The following is a 21,304-nucleotide window of genomic DNA, read 5'->3' as shown; positions in this document are numbered from 1 at the left end:
GTCGATGAAGGCTTCGCCGACTGTCGCGATCAGGCGCGCAGGTCCGACCAGTCGGGATGGCGCCTGAAAGCGGCATCGACATAGGAACATTGCGGCACGATCTTGAACCCTTCGTCGCGCGCATCGGCGATCAGTGCTTCCACCAGCTTCGCCGCGATGCCGCGCCCCCCGATTTCCGGCGGGACGAGCGTGTGGTCGGCGACATAGACGTCGCCGTTCTTCTTGTAGGTCAGGCGGCCGATCGCGTCACTGTCCGAAGGATGGGCGCGATATTCGCCGCGGGTTTCCTCGTCGTGGCGGGTGATTTCAAGATTGTCCATGTTGGCTCCTCTTTTCCCGGATGAACGGTAGAGGCAAGCCGACGTTCCGCTTCGTGTACTCGCGTGTGCCGAACAGGGCGGACCCGACGCGGACATGAGTGGCGCCCAGCATGATTGCAGTCTCGAAATCGCTGCTCATACCCATAGACAGGCCGGTAATGCCGTGATCGGCAGCGATCCTGGCCAGAAGCGCGAAAAAAGGCGCAGGCTCGACCTCCAGTGGCGGCACGCACATCAGGCCGGCGATATCGATCCCGGCATCGCGCGCCTGCGTCAGCAGGGCTGGCGTGTCCGCGATGGCGCAGCCGCCCTTCTGCTCCTCGCCGCCGATATTGACCTGGACGAAACAGGGTACGCGGCGGTCCGCCTTGTCCATCGCCTTAGCCAATGCCTTCACAAGGCTGGGGCGGTCGAGCGAATGGATCGCATCGAACAGCGCAACGGCATTGTCCGCCTTGTTCGACTGCAGCTGGCCGACCAGATGCAGGCTGGTATCGGGGAACTCCTCGCAAAGCGCCGGCCATTTGTCCTGCGCTTCCTGCACGCGGTTCTCGCCGAACATGCGCTGGCCATCCTGAAGCAGAGGGCGGATCCGCTCTGCCGGATGGGTCTTGGAGACTGCGACCAGTGCCACGTCCGCCGGCTTGCGGCGGGCTATGCTGGCGGCGTGGGCGATCCTGTCGCGGGTTTCCTGAAGCGCTGGCACGGTCATCGCGCGCTGCTATAGCGAGGGCGTGACGATCCGCCAGCCCCCCAAGCATCGCGCCATGCCAAAGATCTGGCTGCTGAGCGACGCGCGCAACGATGCCGCTCTGGAACAAACCCTGCGCCGCCTGCCCCGGGGGAGCGGGTTCGTTTACCGGCATTATCACCTCGATCCCGTCCGGCGGCAGGCGCGCTTCGGGCGGCTGGCTGCCATCGCCCGCGGCCGAGGGCATGTCGTGGCGCTGTCCGCTCCGGCCCGGCAGGCGAGGGCCTGGGGTGCGGATGCGATCTATGGCGCGCCCGGCCGGATCGCAGGCGCTGAAGGACTGCTGAGGCTTGCCACCGCGCATTCGATGCGGGAACTCGCCGCGGCGCGAAGATCGGGTGCGGACGCCGTGTTTGTCTCGCCGGTCTTCGCCACCGCTTCGCATCCCGGGGCACGATCGCTGGGACCGGTACAGGCCTTGCTGCTGGCGCGGCGGGCCGGGTGCCCCGCGATCCTGCTGGGCGGAATGGACGCTTCCCGCTTCCGCGCTTTCCGCCGGGTGGAGCATGTCCATGGATGGGCGGCCATCGACGGTCTGTCCGCAGCTTGACCCCCGCCCGTCCACAGGGCTTTCCACAGCATGCCGCACAGGTAATCCACAGATCGCCGGCAAACCCGCCGGGCGATTGACCCTGATTTCCCCTGCGCCGATAATCGGCGACTGTTCACCCGCCACAGACTGAAGGGAAGGCGCGATGGCGACACGCGCAAATCACGCGCCTGCCGGACGAGGCATGGCCAATCGGAACCTTGACTGGCGCGCGGCGATGCGGGCCAGCTTCAACCGCAGCGCCGAGCTTGTCGGCGCGGTGGCGCTGATCCTGCTTGCCGTGTTCCTGGCGCTGGCGATGGCCAGCTATTCGCAGACCGATCCGTCGCTTTCCACCGCCGCGGGCGGGCGGGCGCAGAACTGGATGGGCGGGGCGGGCGCGGTTGCCGCGGACCTGCTGTTCATGCTGTTCGGCGCCATGGCGGTGCTGCTGCTGCCGCTGCTCTACGTCTTTGCCCGGCGGCTGTGGCAAATGGCCGAGCATGAGGAAGACGAATCGCGGCCTGGCTGGAAGCGCCGCTGGGGCCGGCCCCTGCTGATGCTGGTCGCCGCGATGCTGCTGCTGTCCAGCGTGCTGACGCTGCTGATCGACGGGCCGGTGTGGGACATGCCGGCGGGCCTTGGCGGGCTGTCGGGCCTGCTGGGTGCCAGGGCGATCCAGTCGCTGGCGGGGCTGGCGGGCGAACCCTGGTCGGACTGGCTGGTACTGGCGCTGGCGATCGTCGCGCTGGCGGCGGGCGCCGGGCTGGCGGGGCGCGTGTTCGCGATCGACTGGGCCGGTCTGCTGACCCTGCCCCATGCATTGCGGCGCGAACCCAAGGCCGAGGGCGAGGCCATGCCGCGCCCCGCGCGCCAGCCGAAACCGGCGGCGGAACGGGCGCCTGCCCGCGACGGGGCCGGGGACGAGGACGCGCCTTCTGACAATCAGGCCGAACCGGCGCCGCGCCGCGCGCCCGAGATTGCCGATCCGTCCTCGGCGCCAAGGCCTGCCGCTGCGCCCAAGAAGCCCAAGCAGCGCGAATTGTTCGGACAGGATTTCCAGCTGCCCAGCGCCGACCTGCTGGCCGAGGTCCCGGATCAGACCGGCAAGGTGATCGACAAGTCCGCGCTGGAAGCCAATGCCCGCCTGCTCGAAACGGTGCTGGAGGACTTCAACGTCAAGGGCGAGATCACCGCGGTTCGCACCGGCCCGGTCGTGACCATGTACGAGCTTGAGCCTGCGCCCGGCATCAAGGCGGCCCGCGTCATTGGCCTTGCCGAGGACATCGCCCGCAACATGAGCGCGATTTCGGCGCGCGTCTCGGCCATTCCGGGCAAGACCGTCATGGGCATCGAGCTGCCCAATGCCGACCGGCAGACCGTGGCGCTGCGCGAGCTGATCACCAGCGAGGCCTTTGTCGATCACAAGGGCATGCTGCCGATCATCCTGGGCAAGGATATCGCGGGCGAGCCGATCGTCGCCGATCTTGCCGCCATGCCGCATCTGCTGGTCGCGGGCACAACCGGTTCGGGCAAGTCGGTCGGGCTCAACTGCATCCTGCTGTCGCTCCTCTACAATTTCACGCCAGAGGAAGTGCGCCTGATCCTGATCGATCCCAAGGTGCTCGAACTCAAGAGCTATGACGACATTCCGCATCTGCTGTCGCCGGTGGTGACCGAGCCGCCGAAATCGGTGCGCGCGCTGAAATGGGCGGTCGAGGAGATGGAGCGCCGCTATCGCATGATGTCGAGCATCGGGGCGCGCAACCTGGTCAGCTTCAACGACCGGGTCCGCAATGCCGCGTCGAAGGGCAAGCCGCTGGGCCGCCGCGTCCAGACCGGCTTCGACCCCGAAACCGGCGAGGAGATGTTCGAGGAAGAACAGCTGGACTACGAGGTGCTGCCCCAGATCGTGCTGGTGGTGGACGAGCTGGCCGACCTCATGATCACGGTCGGCAAGGAGATCGAGGTGCTGATCCAGCGCCTGAGCCAGAAATCGCGTGCTGCGGGCATCCATTTGATCATGGCGACGCAGCGCCCGTCGGTCGATGTCATCACCGGCGTCATCAAGGCGAACATGCCGACCCGGATCTCGTTCCATGTGACCAGCCGGATCGACAGCCGCACCATCCTTGGCGAACAGGGGGCGGAGCAGCTGCTGGGCAAGGGCGACATGCTCTACAAGGCGTCGAGCCGTCCGATCACCCGCGTCCACGGCCCGTTCGTGTCGGACGAGGAAGTGGAGGCCGTGGCCGAATTCTGGCGCGGGCAGGGAGAGCCCGCCTATGTCGACAGCGTGACCGAGGAGCCGGAGGACGGCGGCGGTTTCGCCTTCGATGACCTGGACGGCGCGGCGGACAATCCGGACGACCGCAAGTACATGCAGGTGTGCCAGATGGTGTTCGAGAACCAGAAGGCATCGGCCAGCTGGATCCAGCGGCAGATGGGCGTCGGATACAACACCGCGTCCAAGTGGATCGAGCGCATGGAGAAGGACGGGCTGGTCGGCCCGGCCAACCATGTCGGCCGGCGCGAGATCTATCGCGACCGCGACGGGCAGGCGCTGTAGCATCGCGTCTGCCTGCGGTCGGCACCGTCTTCGGTTGACACAGGCGACACATCCTACAGGTGCTGTCACCCGGCCGCATGGCGCGCAAATGCGGGCTTTGTGGGCCCGTGGTTGACACCATGGGGGGCGAGAGAAAGCAGACGATGGGAAAGAGCCGGGCCATCGAATGCCTATCGTCCGGTCGGGCTGTAGGACAGCGAAAAGCGGCTTGCCCTGGTCAGGCGCGGCAACGCGTTTGCGGGGCCTGCCGGCGGCGCGGCGCAAGGTTTCCGGCCGAGGCGTCAGCCCGCGGCCGACGATGGGTCGTGCGTGTGAAACTCGACATGCATCAGCATCGGTCCGTCGGTTTCGACATGATGCACGGCCTGGGGCGGAATGACCGCCGGTTGGCCCGGCCGGACCGAAACCTCGCGTCGGGGTTCGTGGAAGACCAGCCGGACCGCACCCTTGCCGACCACCAGCAGGCCCCAGACGCCTTCCTTGGTGCTATGGGCCTTGCGCAGGGCGTCGGGCAGGCTGTCCTGGTCGAATTCCGGCGTCGATTTATAGGGTTCGGTCATGGTGCGTCACCGATCAGGCAGAGGGTTGGTCGGCGTAAAGCTCGTGTTCCTTTGCGATCAGTATGTCGGCCAGGAACCAGTATGCCTCGGCCCAGGCTTCGAGGATATCGTCGGTGGCGGCGTCCCCCAGCACATCCTTGATCGCGGCGAGCAGATTGTCCGCGACGATCGGATAATGTTCCGGTTTGACATGCGTTTCGACATGGCGCTGCGCCATGCGCATCACCGGCCCGCTCAGGTTTTCGAGCTTGTCGACGTTTTCGGCATAGGCAAGGATGGCACCCGCCAGCCGCTTGGGCTGTTCGCCCGATTTCTGCGCTGCCTTGTCGAACATCGCCTCGACCTCCGGGTGGGTGGCAAACATCCGTTCGTACATGCGCTCGGTGATCGCCAGACCATGCTGCCTGAGCGCGGGGGCGGTCGCCTTAACGGTGGCCATAGTCTCGGGTGACAGTGTGCGAGCCATTGCGAATCCTTTATTGATGCAGCTATAATGCATGTTTAGCACGGCATAAGATGCATGCAAGATGCATCTTCAGGAGTAGACGCCATCAAGCTCACCTTGCAGACCGACTACGCATTGCGCGTCCTCCTGCATGCCGCCGCCCATCCCGGCGCGCGGCTGGCGATTGCCGATGTGGCCGCGGTGCACGACGTGTCGCGCAACCATCTGATGAAGGTGGTGAACCAGCTGGCCACGATGGGTCTGATCGTCACGGCGCGCGGCCGCGGCGGCGGTTTCTGGCTGGCACGCGACCCGGCGAGCATCACCGTGGGAGAGGTGGTGCGAGCGTTCGAGCCAACCCTGCAGCCAGCCGATTGCGGCAATTGCGTTCTGTATCGCGGCTGCGGCCTGAAGCCTGTCCTGGGAGAGGCGATGAGCGCTTTTCTCGGCGTCCTCGACAGCAAAAGTCTTGCCGATGCCGTTGCGCACGGTCCGGGCGCGCCCTTGCCCGCCGAAACGAAGATGGCCGCGCCGGTCGGACGGCCTTCGTCTCTGTCCGAAACGGTCGACGGGGCCTGATCACGGCCGCTGCGGGGCGGCCTTCCTGGCAGGGCGGCTTGCCGACATGCCCAGCGCGCGCCGGACGGGAGTCCGGAAGGCGGCTGCCGAAAGGAGCTCAGCCCCGGTCCGGCACCGGCCAGCCGACGCGCGCTTCCTCGAACGTGTCCTTGTTGCGGATATAGCCGCCGGCGCCGAACGCGCGGCCGACCAGGCCCATCGCCTCGGTATCGACGCGGGGGCGGTCGTCGGGACCGGACAGGAACTCGTCGCCGATGTGCAGCGCCAGGATCTCGCCCAGGATGATGGTGAAATTGCCGCCGGTGTCGATCGGCTTCCACAGCCGGCATTCCAGCGCCGCGGGGGCGCTGGCGATCAGCGGCGTCGATACCAGGCTGGCGGGGCGCGTGGTGATGCCCAGCACGTCGATCTCGCTGACGTCGCGGGGTGCTTCGGCGGCAGTGTCGACCATGATGCGCGTGTCATGCTCGCCCACCAGGTTCACGGTGAACTCGCCCGATTCCACGATATTGCGCGCGGTGTCCTTGGGATCGCCCTCGGCCCGCTGGCCGATGCCCAGCACGCACAGCGGCGGTTCGCTGCCCAGCACGTTGAAGAAGCTGTAGGGCGCGGCGTTCAGCAGGCCGTCGGCGTTGCGGCTGACGACCCAGGCGATCGGGCGCGGGGTGACGGTGTTGACCAGCAGGCGGTAGCGATCCGCCGGGGCCAGCGATTTCATGTCGAATTGCATGAGACGAGAGGTAGCGAGTGCCGCACGCGATGACCAGAGCGCCGCCGAAATCGCAATAAACTACCGGATAATGCGCCAGCCTGTACAATTGTTGCCCCAACCGGGCACGCCGTTAACCGGTCCGTAGGGCTGCAGTGCGAATATGCAGACATGTGGGGCCGGCTTCGCAGATTCGCATCGACAGCCTTGTTGCTGGTCATTGCGCTCTTCGTCTCGGCAGAGGCGCGGGCGCAGACGGCGATACGCGCCAGTTGCCATGCAGACGGCGGCATCGCGCCAGAGCAGCTTGTTTCCGCGGCGCAATTGGCCGCGATACCGTGGACATGCGGATCCCTGGATTACGGATCGGGGGCGACGCGCGGCTGGCTGCACTTCCTGCCCGAAGACCTGCGCGCCGCGGACGGGGCGACCCATTTCGTCACCAGCATATCGCGGTTCGACCGGATCACGCTGATCACCCTGGCGGGCGAGCGGGTCCTGCAGCGGCGCAGCTATGCGATGGACGACATCCGGCTATTCGTGAACGGCGCGAATTTCGCGATACCGCTGCCCGATGCCGGCGACGCGACATCGGTGCTGGTGGCGGTCGAGCGCGCGGGCAGCAGCGCAATGATGGCCGAAGGCGCCGTGCAGCGGGCGACGGGCGACAAGGGGACGCTGGGCTGGTCGCCGCATATGCTGATCCTGCTGGCCATGCTGATCGGCCTGCTGTTCGCGCCGCTGATCTATAATTACGCGTTCTACCTCGTACTGCGTGAGCGGTTCATCCTGTGGCACATGGCGATGGTGCTGGGCATGAACGCCTATCTGCTGGTGTCGAGCGGGATCATCCACCGGTTCGCCAACCTGGGGATCGGCGCGCTGGCATTCCTGAACCATATGACCTTTTTGTGCATGGTCGCGGCGGGCGCGGCGTTCTGCGCCAATTTCATCGAGCCGCATGCGATCAGCCGGCGGATGCGCGACCTGCTGGTGGGGACGGGAGTCGCCACGCTGATCTTCGGCACATGGGCCAGCCTGCCGATCGAGGCGACGCGCGACCTTGGCAACAAGCTCTATCTGGTCGGCTTCCTGCCGATCATCGCGCTGTTCCTGGCGGTCATGTGGCAGGCGGCAAGGCGGCGCAGCCGGGCGGTGTGGTTCCAGATCTATGGCTGGGCGCCGATCATCGCCCTGGGGCTCGAGCGTATCGTGAGAAGCTTCGGGCTGTATGCGGTGCCGCATTGGGGCGACCAGCTGATCTATCTGACGCTGGCGTTCGAGATCGTGCTGGCGGCGCTGGGCGTGGTCGACCGCTTCGAGGTGCTGCGCCGCGACCGAGACAAGGCGGAGGCGCGGATCGATTCGCTGGCCTCGCTGGTGGACCGCGACGCGTTGACGGGCATGTTCAACCGCCGGGCGCTTGAGGCGCGCTATCCCGATCTTCGCGCCGACGGCTATACCGCGCTGGCGGTGATCGACCTCGACCATTTCAAGCGGGTGAACGACCAGTACGGCCACGCGATGGGCGACCGGGTGCTGCAGGAAACGGCGGCCGCGTTGTCGAGCGATCCCGACACGATCAGCTTCCGCCTTGGGGGCGAGGAATTCCTGATGCTGATGCGCGGGCCCGACATCGTCGAGCGGGCCGAGCGGATGCGGCGGGCGATCTCGATCCGCATCGTGAACGAGATCGACGGGATCGACGCGCCGATCACCGCCTCGCTGGGGCTGGTCGATACGACGCCGGGCGTGGCGACGACGCTGCGCCGGGTCTATGCCCATGCCGACCGCCTGCTGTACGAAGCCAAGAACAGCGGCCGCAACCGCATGCTGAGCGAGCGCATCCAGCTGTTCGACGCACCGGTGCGGCGGCGCAAGAGCGAGCGGCGCGCCGGGGAACGGCGGGCCGCGGGAGTCGGGGGGTAGGCGCGGCACCCGATCCGATTGACTGGCGGCCGCGTCGGCGTAACCATTTTCTCAAACGAAATCTTGCATGGGCCCGTGACATGAGATGCTGGCTGGCAGTTTTATCCCTGGTCGCGGCAACGCCTTCGTTCGCGCAGGACCTTGCTTCCCAGGAAGTGGTCGTGACCGCCAGCCGGATCGATCAGGACGGTTACGAGAACGACATGCCCGCGGTGGGGCTGCGCCGCACGGCGGATTTCCTGGTGCAACAGGTGGTCATTCGAGGCGATACGCGCGATCCCCGGCAGCGGGCCGCCGAAATTCGCGGGATGCTGCGAACGGCGGTCGAGCTTGCCGGCAGGCACGGCGTGCAGCTGGCCTATGGTGACTACATCCTGACGCCTATCACGCCCGGCAACATTGAGGATCTTCCGCTCGGCAACGATTCCCGGCCCGACAGCCAGAAGATCGCCTTCCTGGTAAAGGCTCCGCTGGGCGGATCGGAAGGGGGCGCGGCGGCGCAGGACCGGATCGAGGCCTATGTCGAGGCGGTGCCCGAGACGGGCCGGGCCGAGATGGACCTGCTGGACGACCCCTCGCTGTCGATCGTGGGCCCCGATCGATATCGCGCCCAGATCGCCGACAGGGTGATGGACGATGCCCGCGCGATGGCCGCGAAGATGGGCCCCGATTACGCCGTGACGATCGAGGGTTTGAACATGCCCGTGCAATGGACCCGCGCCGGGCTGGCCGAGGTCATGCTCTATGTGCCCTACAGATTGGTCATCGTCCCGCGGCCATGACGGACCGGCCCCGAAGCAGCGCTAATTCGCCACGAAGGGCGCGGCCACCTCTGGCGGGATGCGCATGATGCGGCGGGTCGCCCTGTCGATCATGCCCCAGTTGGACCGGACCGAGACGATGGGCTTGCCCGCCGGTTCGCCGCCTTCATTGCGGAAGAAGTCCACCAGCCGTTCGAAGCGGGCGCCCGTGGGGCCCCGTTCGATGCGGGTTTCGGCGATGACGCTCTCCCCCTCGGCGATATTGCCGCGGTAGTCGATCTCGTGCCGGATCGCGACCCATAGATAGCCTTCGACATGCTCGCGCGGGGCGACCGCTTCCCAGTGGGCGCCCGCGATTTCCTGCACCCAGGTCAGCCAGATCGCATTGTTCACATGGCCCATGAAATCGATATGTTCGGGGCCGGCGGTGAATGTCATGCGCCAGATGGAAACCGGGGCGCCGCTCATGCCTCGGCCATGCCCATCTGCCACAGGATGAAGGCGAATTCCTCGGCCGTTTCCTTGAGCGAATCGAAGCGGCCCGACTTGCCGCCATGGCCCGCGCCCATGTTGACCTTCAGCAGCAGCTCGTTGTCGTCGGTCTTCAGCTCGCGCAGTTTGGCGACCCATTTGGCGGGTTCCCAATAGGTGACGCGCGGATCGTTGAGGCCGGCGGTCACCAGCAGCGGCGGATAGGGTTGCGCGCGGACCTGGTCGTATGGGCTGTAGCTCTGGATCAGGGCGAAGGCGGCGGCATCCTCGATCGGGTTGCCCCATTCCGGCCATTCGCCGGGGGTGAGCGGCAGCGAGGCGTCGAGCATGGTGGAGAGGACATCGACGAAGGGCACATGCGCCACGATCGCGCCCCACAAATCGGGATCGGAATTGAGAATCGCGCCCATCAGCTCTCCGCCCGCCGATCCGCCCGAGGCGGTAACGCGGCCCTTCGACGTGTAGCCGCGCTCGATCAGGCCCTTGGCCACGTCGACGAAATCGTTGAACGCATTGGTCCGCTTGTCCAGCTTGCCGTCGAGATACCACTGGCGGCCCAGGTCGTCGCCGCCGCGAATATGCGCGATGGCATAGATGAAGCCCCGGTCCACCAAGGACAGCCGCGCCGTCGAGAAATAGGGCGGCATGGCGATGCCGTATGCGCCATATCCGTAAAGGTGCAGCGGCGCGCTTCCGTCCAGCGGCGTGTCGGCGCGCATCATCAGCGAGACGGGCACTTCGGTCCCGTCGCGCGCGGTGATGACGACGCGTTCGGTGCGATATTGCGCGGCATCATAGCCCGAGGGGATTTCCTGCACCTTGAGCACGGCAAGCTCGCCGCTCGCCACGTCATAGTCATAGACGGTCGAGGGGGTGACCATCGAGTTGTAGCCGATGCGCAGCACATCCATGTCCCATTCGGGATTATTGCCCATGGCGGCGACATAGCTTTCCTCGGGGAAATCGACCGGGTTGATTTTCGCGGGGTCGGCGTAGTCGCGGATCTCGATCTGGTCGAGGCCCGCGCGGCGGCCTTCGACCACGTAGAACTTTTCGAAAAGCTCGAAGCCGGTGATGTAGAATTCGTCCGATCCGGCGATCAGCGTGGTCCACTCGCCGGGGTTTGCCAGCGGCGCGCTGGCGAGGCGGAAATTGACGTGGTCGTCATTGGTCAGGACAAAGATCGTGTCGCCCCTGACGTCGACTTCATATTCGACGCCCTTTTGCCGCGTCTTGACCAGCAGCTGTTCGGCGGTGGGGTCGGCGGCGGGGACGATGCGGACCTCGCTCGTTTCATGGTCCGAGGTGCCGATCAGCAGCCATTGCTCGTTGGCCGACAGCGATGCGCCGCAGCGGAAGCCCTCGTCGTCCTCGTGGAAGATCTCGATGTCCTGGTCGACCGGCGTGCCCAGCGTGTGGAGGCGGACATTGTCGGTGCGCCATTGCTCGTTCGCCAGCGAATAGGCGATCTTCGTGTCGTTCGCGGTCCAGATCAGGCTGCCCAAAGTGCCGGGGATCGTGTCGGTCAGCAGTTCGCCGGTGGCGAGGTCCTTGATCCGCGCCTCGAACCGTTCGGAGCCGTCGGTGTCGGCGGAATAGGCCAGTTTGGTGCCATCGGTGGAGACCGAGAAGCTGCCGAGGTTGAAGTAGTCCTTGCCCTCGGCCAGCGCGACTTCGTCCAGCAGCAATTGCCTGCCCTCGGTCCCGTCGCGGCCTCCGGCGGCGGGCTTCCTCCACCACTGCTTGTATTGCGCGCCCTTTTCAAATTCGACCCAGTAGTACCAGTCGCCGTCCTTCTGCGGGACCGAGCTGTCGTCCTCCTTGATGCGGGCGCGCATCTCGGCGAACAGTGTCTCGGTCAGCCCCTCTTGCGGGGCCATGCGGCTTTCGAACCAGGCGTTCTCGGCCTTGAGGTGGTTCAGGACGTCCTCGTCCTCGACCTTGGGATAGCCGGGGTCGCGCAGCCATGCATAGGGATCCTCGACCGTGATGCCGTGATGGGTGAAGCTGTGCGGCTTCTTGGGGGCGAGGGGGGCAATCGGGGAAGCAACATTATTGGCGGTCTCGGTCACGGGGCGGCCTGCTTTCTGTGATATTCTGGTGATCCGCAGGGGCGCCATGCGTCTGCGGGTGGAACTCGTCGCGGCATGAAACTATGTTCGGTGCATGCAAGCCGCAAGGCAGACCCCCAATCGTTTCAGGAATTTCCCATGTTGATGCAGACCCACGAAGCCCGACTCGCCGCCCTTCGCGACGAGCTGAAGCGCCGCGAACTCGACGGTTTCGTCGTGCCTTTGTGCGACGAGCACATGAGCGAATATGTCGGCGCCTATGCACAGCGGCTGGAATGGCTGACGGGGTTCGGCGGGTCCGCAGGCTCGGCCATCGTGCTGACGTCGAAGGAAGGCGGGAATGGAGCCGCGATCTTCACCGATGGCCGCTATACGCTGCAGGTGCGCGAGCAGGTGGACGGGAAGCTGTGGGATTATGTCGGCGTGCCCGCGACCTCGCCCGCGGACTGGCTGGCCAGGAACGTGAAGGCGGGGCAGCGCATCGGCTTCGACCCCTGGCTGCACGCGCATGGGCAGGCGCAGCAATTGAAGAAGGCGGTCGAGAAGAAGGGCGCCACGCTGGTCGCGGTCGCCGACAATCCCATCGACGCGGTGTGGCAGGACCGGCCCGAGCCCTCCGCCGCCGCCGCCGTGCCGCATCCCGACGATCTTGCGGGCAAGGCCAGCAGCGCCAAGCGCGAGGATGTCGCGGCGTGGCTGGAGGAGAACGACGCCGATGCGGTGGTGATCACCGCGCTCGATTCGATCGCCTGGCTGTTCAATCTGCGCGGCAAGGACGTGGACCGTACGCCGGTCGCGCTGTCATTCGCGGTAGTGAAGCGCGACGGCAGCGCCGAACTGTTTATCGCGCCCGAGAAGGTGGACGGCGAGCTGAAGCAGCATCTGGGCAACCATGTCGCATTGCGCCCCCGGCTGGATTTCGAAGGCGCGCTGGCGGACTATGCGGGCAAGACCGTCGCGGTCGATCCGGTGCGCGGGGTGGAGGCGATCTTTGCCGCGCTGAACGCGGCGGGCGCGACAATCGTCAAGGCGACCGATCCGGTCGTGCTGCCCAAGGCGGTCAAGAATGAGGCGGAGAAGGCCGGCCACCGCAGCGCGCAGAGCCGCGACGGCGCGGCGGTGTCGCGTTTCCTTCACTGGCTGTCGAATGACGCGCCGCAGGGCAAGGTCGACGAATTGTCCGCCGCCGCGAAGCTGCGCGGTTTCCGCGAGGAGACGGGCCAGCTACGCGACCTGTCGTTCGACACGATCTCGGGCTCTGGCCCCAATGGCGCCAGCCCGCATTACCGGGTGAGCGAGCAGAGCAATCGCGCCCTTGAGCCCAACAGCGTCTATCTGGTCGATTCGGGAGGGCAGTATCCCGATGGCACCACCGACATCACCCGCACGATCTGGGTCGGGCCCGATGCGCCGCCGCAGGAGATCCGCGAGCGTTTCACCCGCGTGCTGAAGGGCCATATCGCGCTGGACCGCGCGGTGTTCCCCGAAGGCACGACCGGGCACCAGATCGACGTTCTGGCGCGGCAGTATCTGTGGGAAACGGGCCTCGATTACGCGCATGGCACCGGGCACGGCGTGGGCAGCTATCTCGCGGTGCACGAAGGGCCGCAGAACATCTCGACCCGCGCGGTCGATCAGGCGCTGATCGCGGGCATGATCTGTTCGAACGAGCCGGCCTATTACAAGGCGGGCGAATACGGCATCCGGATCGAGAACCTGGTGCTGGTCGAGGAACGCGCCATCGAGGGCGCGGAGAACGCCATGCTGGGCTTCGAGACGCTGACCTTCGTGCCGATCGACCGCACGCTGATCGAATTGTCGCTGCTGACCGATGCCGAGATCGCGTGGATGGACGCCTATCACGCCAGGGTGCGCGAGATCGTCGCGCCGCAGCTGTCGGGCGAGGATCTGGCATGGCTGGAGGCGCAGACCGCGCCACTGGGCTGACGCGGATTTCGGTCAAATGAACGACCCCGCCCGGCTGATACCAAATGCGACAAATCGGCCGGGCGCGGGGATAATCCTGCGACATCGGGGGCGTATAACGATCCTCAGAAGTCGCGGGGGTTCCGCAACCGGGTTTGTCCCTGATGTCCCCCTCCCCCAAGCCCGACGGTTCTTTCCGCGGCTTCACCCGTTTCAAGGCGCCGCCCCGATCGGTGCATAGGCGAGAGAGGCAAGTCCCATGAGAAAGACCATCCTGGCCGCTGGTGCGGCCCTGATCGCGGTCGGCGGCGCGGCTTTTGCCGCCCAGCCCGCGGACCGGCCCATGGACCGTAAAGCCGACATGACGATGGCCGATGCCGAGGCGCGGTCCGAGGCGATGTTCGCCCGCATGGATGCGAACGGCGACGGCAAGATCGATGCCGCCGACCGCGAGGCGCGGCAGCAGGCGCGTTTCGAACGGCTGGACACGAACGGCGACGGCGCGCTCAGCCCCGAGGAGTTCGCGGCCCGCGGCGAGCGCATGGCGCGCGGAGACGGCGAGCGAGGCCATCGCGGCCATCACGGCAAGATGCGGGGCGGCATGATGGGCGGCGGCATGATGAAAATGGCCGATGCGAATGGCGACGGCGCGGTCTCCAAGGCCGAGTTCGACGCGGTGCACACCCGGCATTTCACCATGATGGATACCGATGGCGACGGCACCGTCACCGCCCGGGAACGCCAGGCCGCGCGCGAGACGATGCGCAGCCACCGGGGCGTGGGCGATGCCAGCTAGCGCCGCAGCACCCAACGACCATACGGGGCGCGGAGGCTGATGGCTTCCGCGCCCCAGGGCATTGGTTCGCTGCCCGACCGCATCCTGCTGGTCGATGACGAACAGGCGCTGCGCGAGCCGCTGGCCGCCTATCTCGGCAAGCAGGGCTTCACCGTGCGCGAGGCGGAGAGTGCCGCGAAGGCGCGCTCGATGCTGCAGGACGGGCCGGCAGACCTGGTGCTGCTCGACATCATGATGCCGGGCGAGGACGGGCTGTCGCTGTGCCGCCACCTGGTCGAGACGCGCAGCCTGCCGGTCATATTGCTGACCGCGCGGGGCGAGGCGACCGACCGGATCGTCGGGCTGGAAATCGGCGCGGACGATTATGTCGTGAAGCCGTTCGAGCCGCGCGAGCTGGTCGCGCGCATCCGCTCGGTGCTACGCCGCTCTGCGCGTGCGGAAGCCATGCCCGCGATCGAGCGCGACTATGGGTTCGAGGGCTGGCGGCTGGATCCGCTGAAGCGGCGGCTGACCGATCCCGAAGGCGCGGTGGTCGCGATATCCTCGGCCGAGTTCCGGCTTTTGAAGGCGTTTCTCGACCATCCTAGGCAGGTGCTGGACCGCGACCGGCTGCTCGACATGGTGCAGGGGCGCGAGGCGCATCTCTTCGACCGCAGCGTCGACAATGCGATCAGCCGCCTGCGCCGCAAGGTCGAGCCCGACCGCACCGATCCGCAGCTGATCCTGACGGTGCGGGGCGGCGGATACATGCTGGCCGCCGATGTGACGCGGCACGATTCCGTCAGCGACGAGGGGTAAGCGGCCATGCTGCGCCGGATCGGCCCCAGAAGCCTTCAGGGGCAGGTGCTGCTGGCCATCGCGGCGGCGCTGCTGGTGGCGCAGGCGGTGGGCGCGGTGCTGGTGTGGCGCGCCCAGGTGGAGCGGGCCGAGGCCGAGACCGCGCATGCGCTGGCCTTTCGCATCATCGCGGGCCGGATGATCGCCGAAAGCGGCGAGCGGCGCGCCGGGCGCTGGTGGGGCAGCCATATGCGCGGCACCCATCGCGGGCCGCGCGGCGGGTTCGGGCCGATGCGGCTGGAACAGGTCGGCGCCCTGGCGCGGCGCGAGGGCGACCTGATCGACGACGACCTGACCGCCCGGCTGGATTCGATCCTGCGCGGGCAGGGCATTGCGGCGGCGCAGCTGGCGGTCTTTTCGCGCAGCCTCGACGATGACGAGCGCGCCGCGGGCTTTGCCGAGCGGCGCATGCGCGATTTTCCGCGCCCTGCGCGGGTGACGATAGCCGCGGTGCGCATGACGCCGGGCGACGGGCTGATCCTGGCGCGGGTGTTCGAACCGCCGCGCGCGCGGGCGCTGGGCTGGCCGCTGATCGCGCAGACCTTGCTGATCTATCTGGTGCTGGTCGGCGTGGTGGCGCTGGTGCTGCGGCGCATCACCGGGCCGCTGGGCGCGCTGACGCGGCGGGTGGAGGCCTTCGCCGCCAATCCGGCGTCTCCTCCCGCTGGACAGGTCGAGCCGCAGGGGCCGCGCGATACCAGGCGGCTGATCGCGGCGCATAACCGGATGGAAGCGCGGATCGGCGCGCTGCTGGACGAAAAGGACGTGATGCTGGGCGCGATCGGTCACGATCTGAAGACCCCGCTGGCGGCCCTGCGCGTGCGGATCGAATGCGTCGACGACGATGCCGAGCGCGCCGCGCTGGCCGCCACGATCAAGGATATTTCCGACAGCCTCGACGACATCCTCTCGCTCGCCCGCGTGGGCCGGCCGTCCGATCCGCTGGAAGTGACCGAGCTGTCCGCGCTGGTCGCCAGCGTGGTCGAGGAATACGAAGACATGGGCGAGAATGTCGTGCTGGGCGACACCAGCCGCGTGGTGCTGCCGCTGCGCGCCACATGGCTGCGGCGCGCGCTGCGCAACCTGGTCGGCAATGCGCTGCGCTATGCAGGCGGCTGCGAGGTGTGCGTCGAGAAGCGCGGCGGGCAGGCGGTGGTGCGGGTCGAGGACGAGGGGCCGGGCATCCCCGACGACGAGATCGCCTTCATGATGGAGCCCTTCCGGCGCGGCGACCCGTCGCGCAATCGCGGCACCGGCGGCGCGGGGCTGGGCCTGACGCTGGCCCGCGCGATCGCCGAACAGCACGGCGGCACGCTGAGCATCACCAACAGGACCGATGGCAAGAGAGGGATCGTCGCGGAACTGGCGCTGCCTGTTTGATTTGGTCCTGAAACGCGGGGAATCTTTGTTTGGCCCCTCAAACGCCGGGCGCGGCCCATTCGGGCCGCCTGGCTTCGCGCCAATAATGCGCGGCGGCCGTTCGGCCTTGCGGGAGCCGCTGCGCGCCAAGTTTTTGAGTCCTGGCATAAAGCTATCGCGCGGGGACTTCCGGGCGCGAAGCGACTCCGGCAAGCGCGAACGCGCGCCCGAGCTTATGCGAGGGAATCGAAGGCCCCCGGATGGGGGCCGCCCGGCGTCTGAGGAACCCCGACCCTAACGCATCAACCCGCCGATCAGATTGCGCACGAAGCGTCCCGCGATCGCGCCGCCAAGGCCGGACGCGATGGTGCCTGCCGCCGCGCTGGCGGCGCTGCGGGTGGCGCTGGCGCTGCTCTTGCGGCCGCGGACCCTGGCGGCGATGACGGCGGCGGCGCTGCTGGCGGCGGCGCCCGCCGCGGCCTTGCCGGCGCTTTCCCACAGGCTGGTGGTCTTGCGCGGGCGCTTCGCCACCTGCTCGCGGCCCTTTTCCTCGACTTCCTCGGCCGTCGCGGCGGCATCGGCGGCCTTGGCGAGCAGCACTTCCTCGGCGCTTTCGCGGTCGACGGCGGTGTCGTACTTGCCCTCGACCGGGCTGACCGACTGGATGATCGCCCGTTCCTTCGCGGTGATCGGACCGAGGCGCGAGCGCGGCGGCTTGACCAGAGTGCGCTGGACGACGGAGGGCGCGCCATCCTCGAGCAATGTCGAGACCAGCGCCTCGCCGGTCCTCAGCTCGGTAATCGCCGCCGCGACGTCGAGGTCGGGATTGATGCGGAACGTCTCGGCCGCTGCCCGGATCGCGCGCTGGTCGCGCGGGGTGAAGGCGCGCAATGCGTGCTGCACGCGGTTGCCCAGCTGGCCCGCGATCTCCTCCGGGATGTCGATCGGGTTCTGCGTCACGAAATAGACGCCGACGCCCTTCGATCGTATCAGACGCACGACCTGCTCGATCTTGTCCTCCAGCGCCTTGGGGGCATCCTCGAACAGCAGGTGCGCCTCGTCGAAGAAGAAGACGAGGACGGGCTTTTCGGGATCGCCGACTTCGGGCAGCGTCTCGAACAGTTCGGACAGCAGCCACAGCAGGAAGGTGGCATAGAGCTTGGGGCTGCGCATCAGCCGGTCGGCGGCGAGCACATTGACCGTGCCGCGCCCCTGTTCGTCGACGGTCAGGAAATCGTCGATCTCAAGCGCGGGTTCGCCGAAGAACATGTCGCCGCCCTGTGTGCGCAGCGACAGCAGGCTCCGCTGGATCGCGCCGACGCTGGCCTTCGACACATTCCCGTATTTGGCCGAAAGCGCGGACGCATTCTCGGCACAATGAACCAGCATCGCCTGAAGATCGTCGAGGTCGAGCAGCAGAAGGCCCTGTTCGTCGGCATAATGGAACGCGATATTGAGCACGCCCTCCTGCGTGTCGTTGAGGTTCAGCAGCCGCGCCAGCAGCAGCGGGCCCATTTCGGAAATGGTGGTGCGGATCGGGTGCCCCTGCTCGCCGAACAGGTCCCAGAACACCACCGGATTGTCCGAATAGGCATAATCGTCCATGCCCAGTTCGCGCGCGCGGCTTTCCAGCTTTTCGGCATGCTTGAACGTCGCGGAGCCCGGCAAGGCGATGCCCGACAGATCGCCCTTCACGTCCGCCAGGAACACCGGCACGCCGCGCGCGGAAAAGCTTTCGGCCAGCCCCTGCAGCGTCACCGTCTTGCCGGTGCCGGTCGCCCCCGCGATCAGCCCGTGGCGATTGGCGCGCTTCGGGTTCAGCGATTGCCGTTCGCCATTGGCGCCCAGCCCGATGAAGATGCTTCCCGTGTCGTGATCCGTGCCGTCCGCCATGCGCCTTGTAGCTCCTGTCGATCCGCGTCGCTCCTGTCGATCCGCGTCGTCCCTGTCGATCCGCTGATTGATCCGCAATGTGCTTGCCGCGATCCCGGTCTGCCGGTCAAGCGCACAGTGGCGCGGGCATGGCGGGACTTGGATTTATCGTATTCCCCATTACCATAGGCACCCGAGAGGGCTGCCGTCCTGCCGGACGAACGATAATCGCCCGCACCGGCCGCGCCCGACTTCTGGAGGACTGCTTGACATCCGATACCGCCATGCCGCCCCGGCCGCCGGGCAAGCGACGCCGCCTGCTCTCCGCGCTGCTGGTGCTGGGCGCGATGGCGCTGGGCATATTGTTCTCGGTCCTGCTGGTGTGGTCGACCATTTCCAAGGAACGCGCCGAGCGGCTGCAGACCGCCCGCTATGCCGAGGTCGTGTCAGCGCTGCGCGACATCAACCGCGCCGCTCTCAATGCCGAGACCGGGCAGCGCGGCTATTTCATCACGCTCGATCGGCGATATCTGGCGTCGTACCAGTTCGGGCGCGATCTCTATCCCCGCGCGCTTGGGCGGCTGCAGGGCCTGTCGCAGGCAAGCGACGATGCGCGGATCGCGCGGCTGGTGGCCGAGGTGGAGCAAGCAGGCGACACCAAGCTGGAAGAGCTTTCCCGGACGGTCGAGCTGATCGAGGCGGGACAGATCGCTGACGCGCAGCAGCGTATCCTGAGCAATGACGGGCGGCTCTACATGGAGCGGCTGGGCGATGCGCTGTCGCGGCTGGAAGCGGTCGAGCGGTCGCTGCAGGACCGGGCTTCGGACCAGGCCTTCAGCGCGGAGCGGCAGGTGCTGCCGCTGCTGGTGCTGACGCTGGCGCTGATGGCGGCGGTGCTGGGTTTCGGCTTCGTGCTGGCCGTGCGCGCCGCCCGCGCCGAGGTGGCCGCGGGCCGCGCCGCCGAGCTCGAGGAAGCGCGCGACCGCGCCGACCTGCTTGCGCGCGAGCTGAACCACCGGGTCAAGAACCTGTTCGCGGTGATCCTGGCCATCGTGCGGATGAGCGGGCGCGGCAAGCCCGAGGCGGCGCCGGTCGTCGACAATATCGCGGCGCGCATCCACGCCCTGCTGGAAGCGCATAACGTGACGCAGGGCCCCGACGGCGAGGCTGGCGGCGGAGAGGGCGACATGGGCGTGCTGGTCGAAAAGGTGCTTGCCCCCTATCGCAGCGACGGGAACGAGGCCGATATCGGCGGCGATCCCGTGACCCTGTCCGCCAGCCAGGCGACGCCGATCGGGCTGGTGCTGCACGAGCTGGCGACCAATGCGGTCAAATATGGCGCCTGGGCAAGCGACGGCGAGGGCGACAAGGGCACCATCGCGATCCACTGGCAGCACGAAGGCAGCGACGTGGTGCTGCGCTGGACCGAGATCAGGCCGTCGATCCGGGTACCCGACGGGCACGAGGGCTTCGGTTCGATGCTGATGCGCAGTGCGGCCCGGCAGCTGGGCGGAGAGATCGACCGCAATTTCACCGAAGGGCGCATGGTGGTCGAGATGCGGATCCCGCAAGCCGGCTGAACGCGCCAACCGGGCCGGTGTTGCAATGCAGCATCAGCCTGTCTAGCCTTGGCGTCATGAGCACCTCTTCCCTGCGCGCGTGGATTCAGGACCAGGTGGGCAGCAACAGCGCCGCCGAATGGATCATCGCGCTTGTCGTGGCGATCGTCGCCGTCGCCATCGCGCTGATCGTCCACCAGATCGCGTTCCGCGTGATGCGGCGTCTGGTGCATGTCAGCGGCAGCCGCGCCGACGACATGGTGCTGCGCCGGATCGCGCGGCCCACGCGCTATGCGCTGATCGCGCTGGCGCTGGTGCTTGCCGCGCGCGAGATCGAGGCGCTGCAGGACGTGTGGGAGCGGCTGGCGGGCTTCGTCATGCCCGCGCTGATCGGCTGGATCGCGATCTCGCTGTTCCATGCGCTGATCAACACGATGATCATGCGCGCCGACATCTCGGTCGAGGACAATCTGGATGCGCGGCGCAGGCGCACGCGGCTGACGATCTTCTCGCGCATCGGCACCTTCATCATCGTCTTCATCGTGATTTCGCTGATGCTGCTGTCGATCCCCGGCGTGCGCGACATCGGGATCACGCTGATGGCGTCGGCGGGGCTTGCGGGCCTGGCGGTCGGCGCGGCGGCGCAGCCTGCGCTGAAATCGCTGATCGGCGGTTTCCAGCTGGCCCTGACCGAGCCGATCAGCATCGGCGACGCCGTCATCATCGGCGGCGAGTGGGGCTGGATCGAGGAGATCCGCATGACCTATGTCGTCGTGAAGGTCTGGGACGAGCGGCGGCTGGTGGTGCCCACGTCCAAGTTCCTCGACGAGATATTCCAGAACTGGACCAAGACGACATCGCAGCTTCTGGGCACGGTGATGCTCTATGTCGATCCGCAGACCAGGCTGGATCCGATCCGCGCGAAATTCTTCGAATTCGTCGAGGGCAATGCGCGCTGGGACCAGCGGGTCAAGCATATGCAGGTGACGGAACTGACGCGCGACGCGATCGAGATCCGCTTCCTGATGACGGCAAAGGATTCGCCCACGCTGTTCGACCTGCGCTGCGACATTCGCGAGGCGCTGATCCAGTGGCTGGCGAGCGAGATGCCCGAGGCGCTGGTGCGCCAGCGCATGGTGTCGCCAGAACCTCTGCGGATCGAGAGCCAGGGTGGCGACGGCGGCGCGGGCGCGGAGCCGGGATCGCCCGGCGCGCAGGCGATGCAATAGACGGCGGCGG

At 67.1% G+C, this 21,304-nt stretch carries 19 protein-coding genes; 11 read left to right on the top strand and 8 right to left on the bottom strand.

Annotation, left to right across the window (positions count from 1 at the left end; all coding sequences use genetic code 11):
- Window positions 1-29: 29 nt before the first annotated feature.
- Together A9D14_RS11935 and A9D14_RS11930 are read right to left on the bottom strand one after the other, a co-directional pair.
- Entirely contained in the window at window positions 30-320 is a 291-nt protein-coding gene (locus tag A9D14_RS11935; RefSeq protein WP_066846737.1) for a GNAT family N-acetyltransferase, read from the bottom strand.
- Window positions 307-1,032 (bottom strand): YggS family pyridoxal phosphate-dependent enzyme, encoded by a 726-nt coding sequence (locus A9D14_RS11930; RefSeq protein ID WP_083987898.1) that lies wholly within the window; start codon window positions 1,030-1,032, stop codon window positions 307-309. The genes A9D14_RS11935 and A9D14_RS11930 overlap by 14 nt, the downstream gene beginning before the upstream one ends.
- A gap of 55 nt (window positions 1,033-1,087) precedes the next feature.
- On the opposite strand from A9D14_RS11930, the gene A9D14_RS11925 reads away from it, so the two are divergent.
- Together A9D14_RS11925 and A9D14_RS11920 are read left to right on the top strand one after the other, a co-directional pair.
- Window positions 1,088-1,621: a thiamine phosphate synthase gene (locus A9D14_RS11925; protein WP_066849089.1), complete on the top strand. Its 534-nt coding sequence runs from the start codon at window positions 1,088-1,090 to the stop codon at window positions 1,619-1,621.
- 145 nt (window positions 1,622-1,766) lie between these two features.
- The gene (locus tag A9D14_RS11920) at window positions 1,767-4,169 is read left to right on the top strand and encodes an FtsK/SpoIIIE family DNA translocase (protein WP_066846734.1); all 2,403 of its coding nucleotides are present in this window, start codon (window positions 1,767-1,769) and stop codon (window positions 4,167-4,169) included.
- A gap of 281 nt (window positions 4,170-4,450) precedes the next feature.
- On the opposite strand, the gene A9D14_RS11915 is transcribed toward A9D14_RS11920, so the two are convergent.
- Together A9D14_RS11915 and A9D14_RS11910 are read right to left on the bottom strand one after the other, a co-directional pair.
- Window positions 4,451-4,729 carry a TehB family protein gene (locus tag A9D14_RS11915; protein WP_066846731.1) on the bottom strand — a complete coding sequence of 93 codons (279 nt, stop codon included), beginning with the start codon at window positions 4,727-4,729 and terminating at the stop codon, window positions 4,451-4,453.
- Between the two features lie 13 nt (window positions 4,730-4,742).
- A complete protein-coding gene (locus A9D14_RS11910) occupies window positions 4,743-5,195 on the bottom strand; it encodes a globin domain-containing protein (RefSeq protein WP_066849086.1) in 453 nt (150 codons plus the stop codon).
- Between the two features lie 54 nt (window positions 5,196-5,249).
- Here A9D14_RS11910 and A9D14_RS11905 point away from each other — a divergent pair, with 54 nt between their 5' ends.
- Window positions 5,250-5,753, top strand: a complete 504-nt coding sequence (locus A9D14_RS11905; RefSeq protein ID WP_232468538.1) for an RrF2 family transcriptional regulator — start codon at window positions 5,250-5,252, stop codon at window positions 5,751-5,753.
- A 97-nt stretch (window positions 5,754-5,850) separates the two neighbouring features.
- Here A9D14_RS11905 and A9D14_RS11900 read toward each other — a convergent pair whose 3' ends face one another.
- The gene (locus A9D14_RS11900) at window positions 5,851-6,471 is read right to left on the bottom strand and encodes a flavin reductase family protein (RefSeq protein WP_232468536.1); all 621 of its coding nucleotides are present in this window, start codon (window positions 6,469-6,471) and stop codon (window positions 5,851-5,853) included.
- Window positions 6,472-6,672: 201 nt separating this feature from the next.
- Between A9D14_RS11900 and A9D14_RS11895 the strand changes: the two genes are divergently transcribed.
- Both A9D14_RS11895 and A9D14_RS11890 read left to right on the top strand, forming a co-directional pair.
- The gene (locus A9D14_RS11895; protein ID WP_066846725.1) at window positions 6,673-8,391 is read left to right on the top strand and encodes a GGDEF domain-containing protein; all 1,719 of its coding nucleotides are present in this window, start codon (window positions 6,673-6,675) and stop codon (window positions 8,389-8,391) included.
- Window positions 8,392-8,471: 80 nt separating this feature from the next.
- The gene (locus A9D14_RS11890; RefSeq protein WP_066846722.1) at window positions 8,472-9,173 is read left to right on the top strand and encodes a TonB-dependent receptor; all 702 of its coding nucleotides are present in this window, start codon (window positions 8,472-8,474) and stop codon (window positions 9,171-9,173) included.
- Window positions 9,174-9,194: 21 nt separating this feature from the next.
- Here the strand turns inward: A9D14_RS11890 and A9D14_RS11885 are convergent, their stop codons facing one another.
- Entirely contained in the window at window positions 9,195-9,620 is a 426-nt protein-coding gene (locus A9D14_RS11885) for an acyl-CoA thioesterase (RefSeq protein ID WP_198302016.1), read from the bottom strand.
- The gene (locus A9D14_RS11880) at window positions 9,617-11,764 is read right to left on the bottom strand and encodes a S9 family peptidase (protein WP_083987896.1); all 2,148 of its coding nucleotides are present in this window, start codon (window positions 11,762-11,764) and stop codon (window positions 9,617-9,619) included. The genes A9D14_RS11885 and A9D14_RS11880 overlap by 4 nt, the downstream gene beginning before the upstream one ends.
- A 96-nt stretch (window positions 11,765-11,860) precedes the next feature.
- Between A9D14_RS11880 and A9D14_RS11875 the strand changes: the two genes are divergently transcribed.
- The 4 genes from A9D14_RS11875 (at window position 11,861) to A9D14_RS11860 (ending at window position 16,655) form a co-directional block, all read left to right on the top strand.
- A complete protein-coding gene (locus A9D14_RS11875) occupies window positions 11,861-13,663 on the top strand; it encodes an aminopeptidase P family protein (RefSeq protein ID WP_066849069.1) in 1,803 nt (600 codons plus the stop codon).
- Between the two features lie 238 nt (window positions 13,664-13,901).
- The gene (locus tag A9D14_RS11870) at window positions 13,902-14,438 is read left to right on the top strand and encodes an EF-hand domain-containing protein (RefSeq protein WP_066846718.1); all 537 of its coding nucleotides are present in this window, start codon (window positions 13,902-13,904) and stop codon (window positions 14,436-14,438) included.
- Between the two features lie 39 nt (window positions 14,439-14,477).
- A complete protein-coding gene (locus A9D14_RS11865) occupies window positions 14,478-15,236 on the top strand; it encodes a response regulator (protein ID WP_066846716.1) in 759 nt (252 codons plus the stop codon).
- Between the two features lie 6 nt (window positions 15,237-15,242).
- Window positions 15,243-16,655, top strand: a complete 1,413-nt coding sequence (locus A9D14_RS11860) for a sensor histidine kinase (RefSeq protein WP_066846714.1) — start codon at window positions 15,243-15,245, stop codon at window positions 16,653-16,655.
- A gap of 273 nt (window positions 16,656-16,928) precedes the next feature.
- On the opposite strand, the gene A9D14_RS11855 is transcribed toward A9D14_RS11860, so the two are convergent.
- Window positions 16,929-18,527 carry a helicase HerA-like domain-containing protein gene (locus A9D14_RS11855; protein WP_066846712.1) on the bottom strand — a complete coding sequence of 533 codons (1,599 nt, stop codon included), beginning with the start codon at window positions 18,525-18,527 and terminating at the stop codon, window positions 16,929-16,931.
- Between the two features lie 245 nt (window positions 18,528-18,772).
- Here A9D14_RS11855 and A9D14_RS11850 point away from each other — a divergent pair, with 245 nt between their 5' ends.
- Window positions 18,773-20,086, top strand: coding sequence for a sensor histidine kinase (locus A9D14_RS11850; RefSeq protein WP_198302015.1), 1,314 nt, complete (start codon window positions 18,773-18,775; stop codon window positions 20,084-20,086).
- A gap of 56 nt (window positions 20,087-20,142) precedes the next feature.
- Entirely contained in the window at window positions 20,143-21,294 is a 1,152-nt protein-coding gene (locus A9D14_RS11845; RefSeq protein WP_083987894.1) for a mechanosensitive ion channel family protein, read from the top strand.
- Window positions 21,295-21,304: the final 10 nt, after the last annotated feature.

The organism is Croceicoccus marinus, assembly GCF_001661675.2.
Taxonomy (GTDB): domain Bacteria; phylum Pseudomonadota; class Alphaproteobacteria; order Sphingomonadales; family Sphingomonadaceae; genus Croceicoccus; species Croceicoccus marinus.
This window is presented reverse-complemented; position numbering and strand designations above follow the sequence as displayed.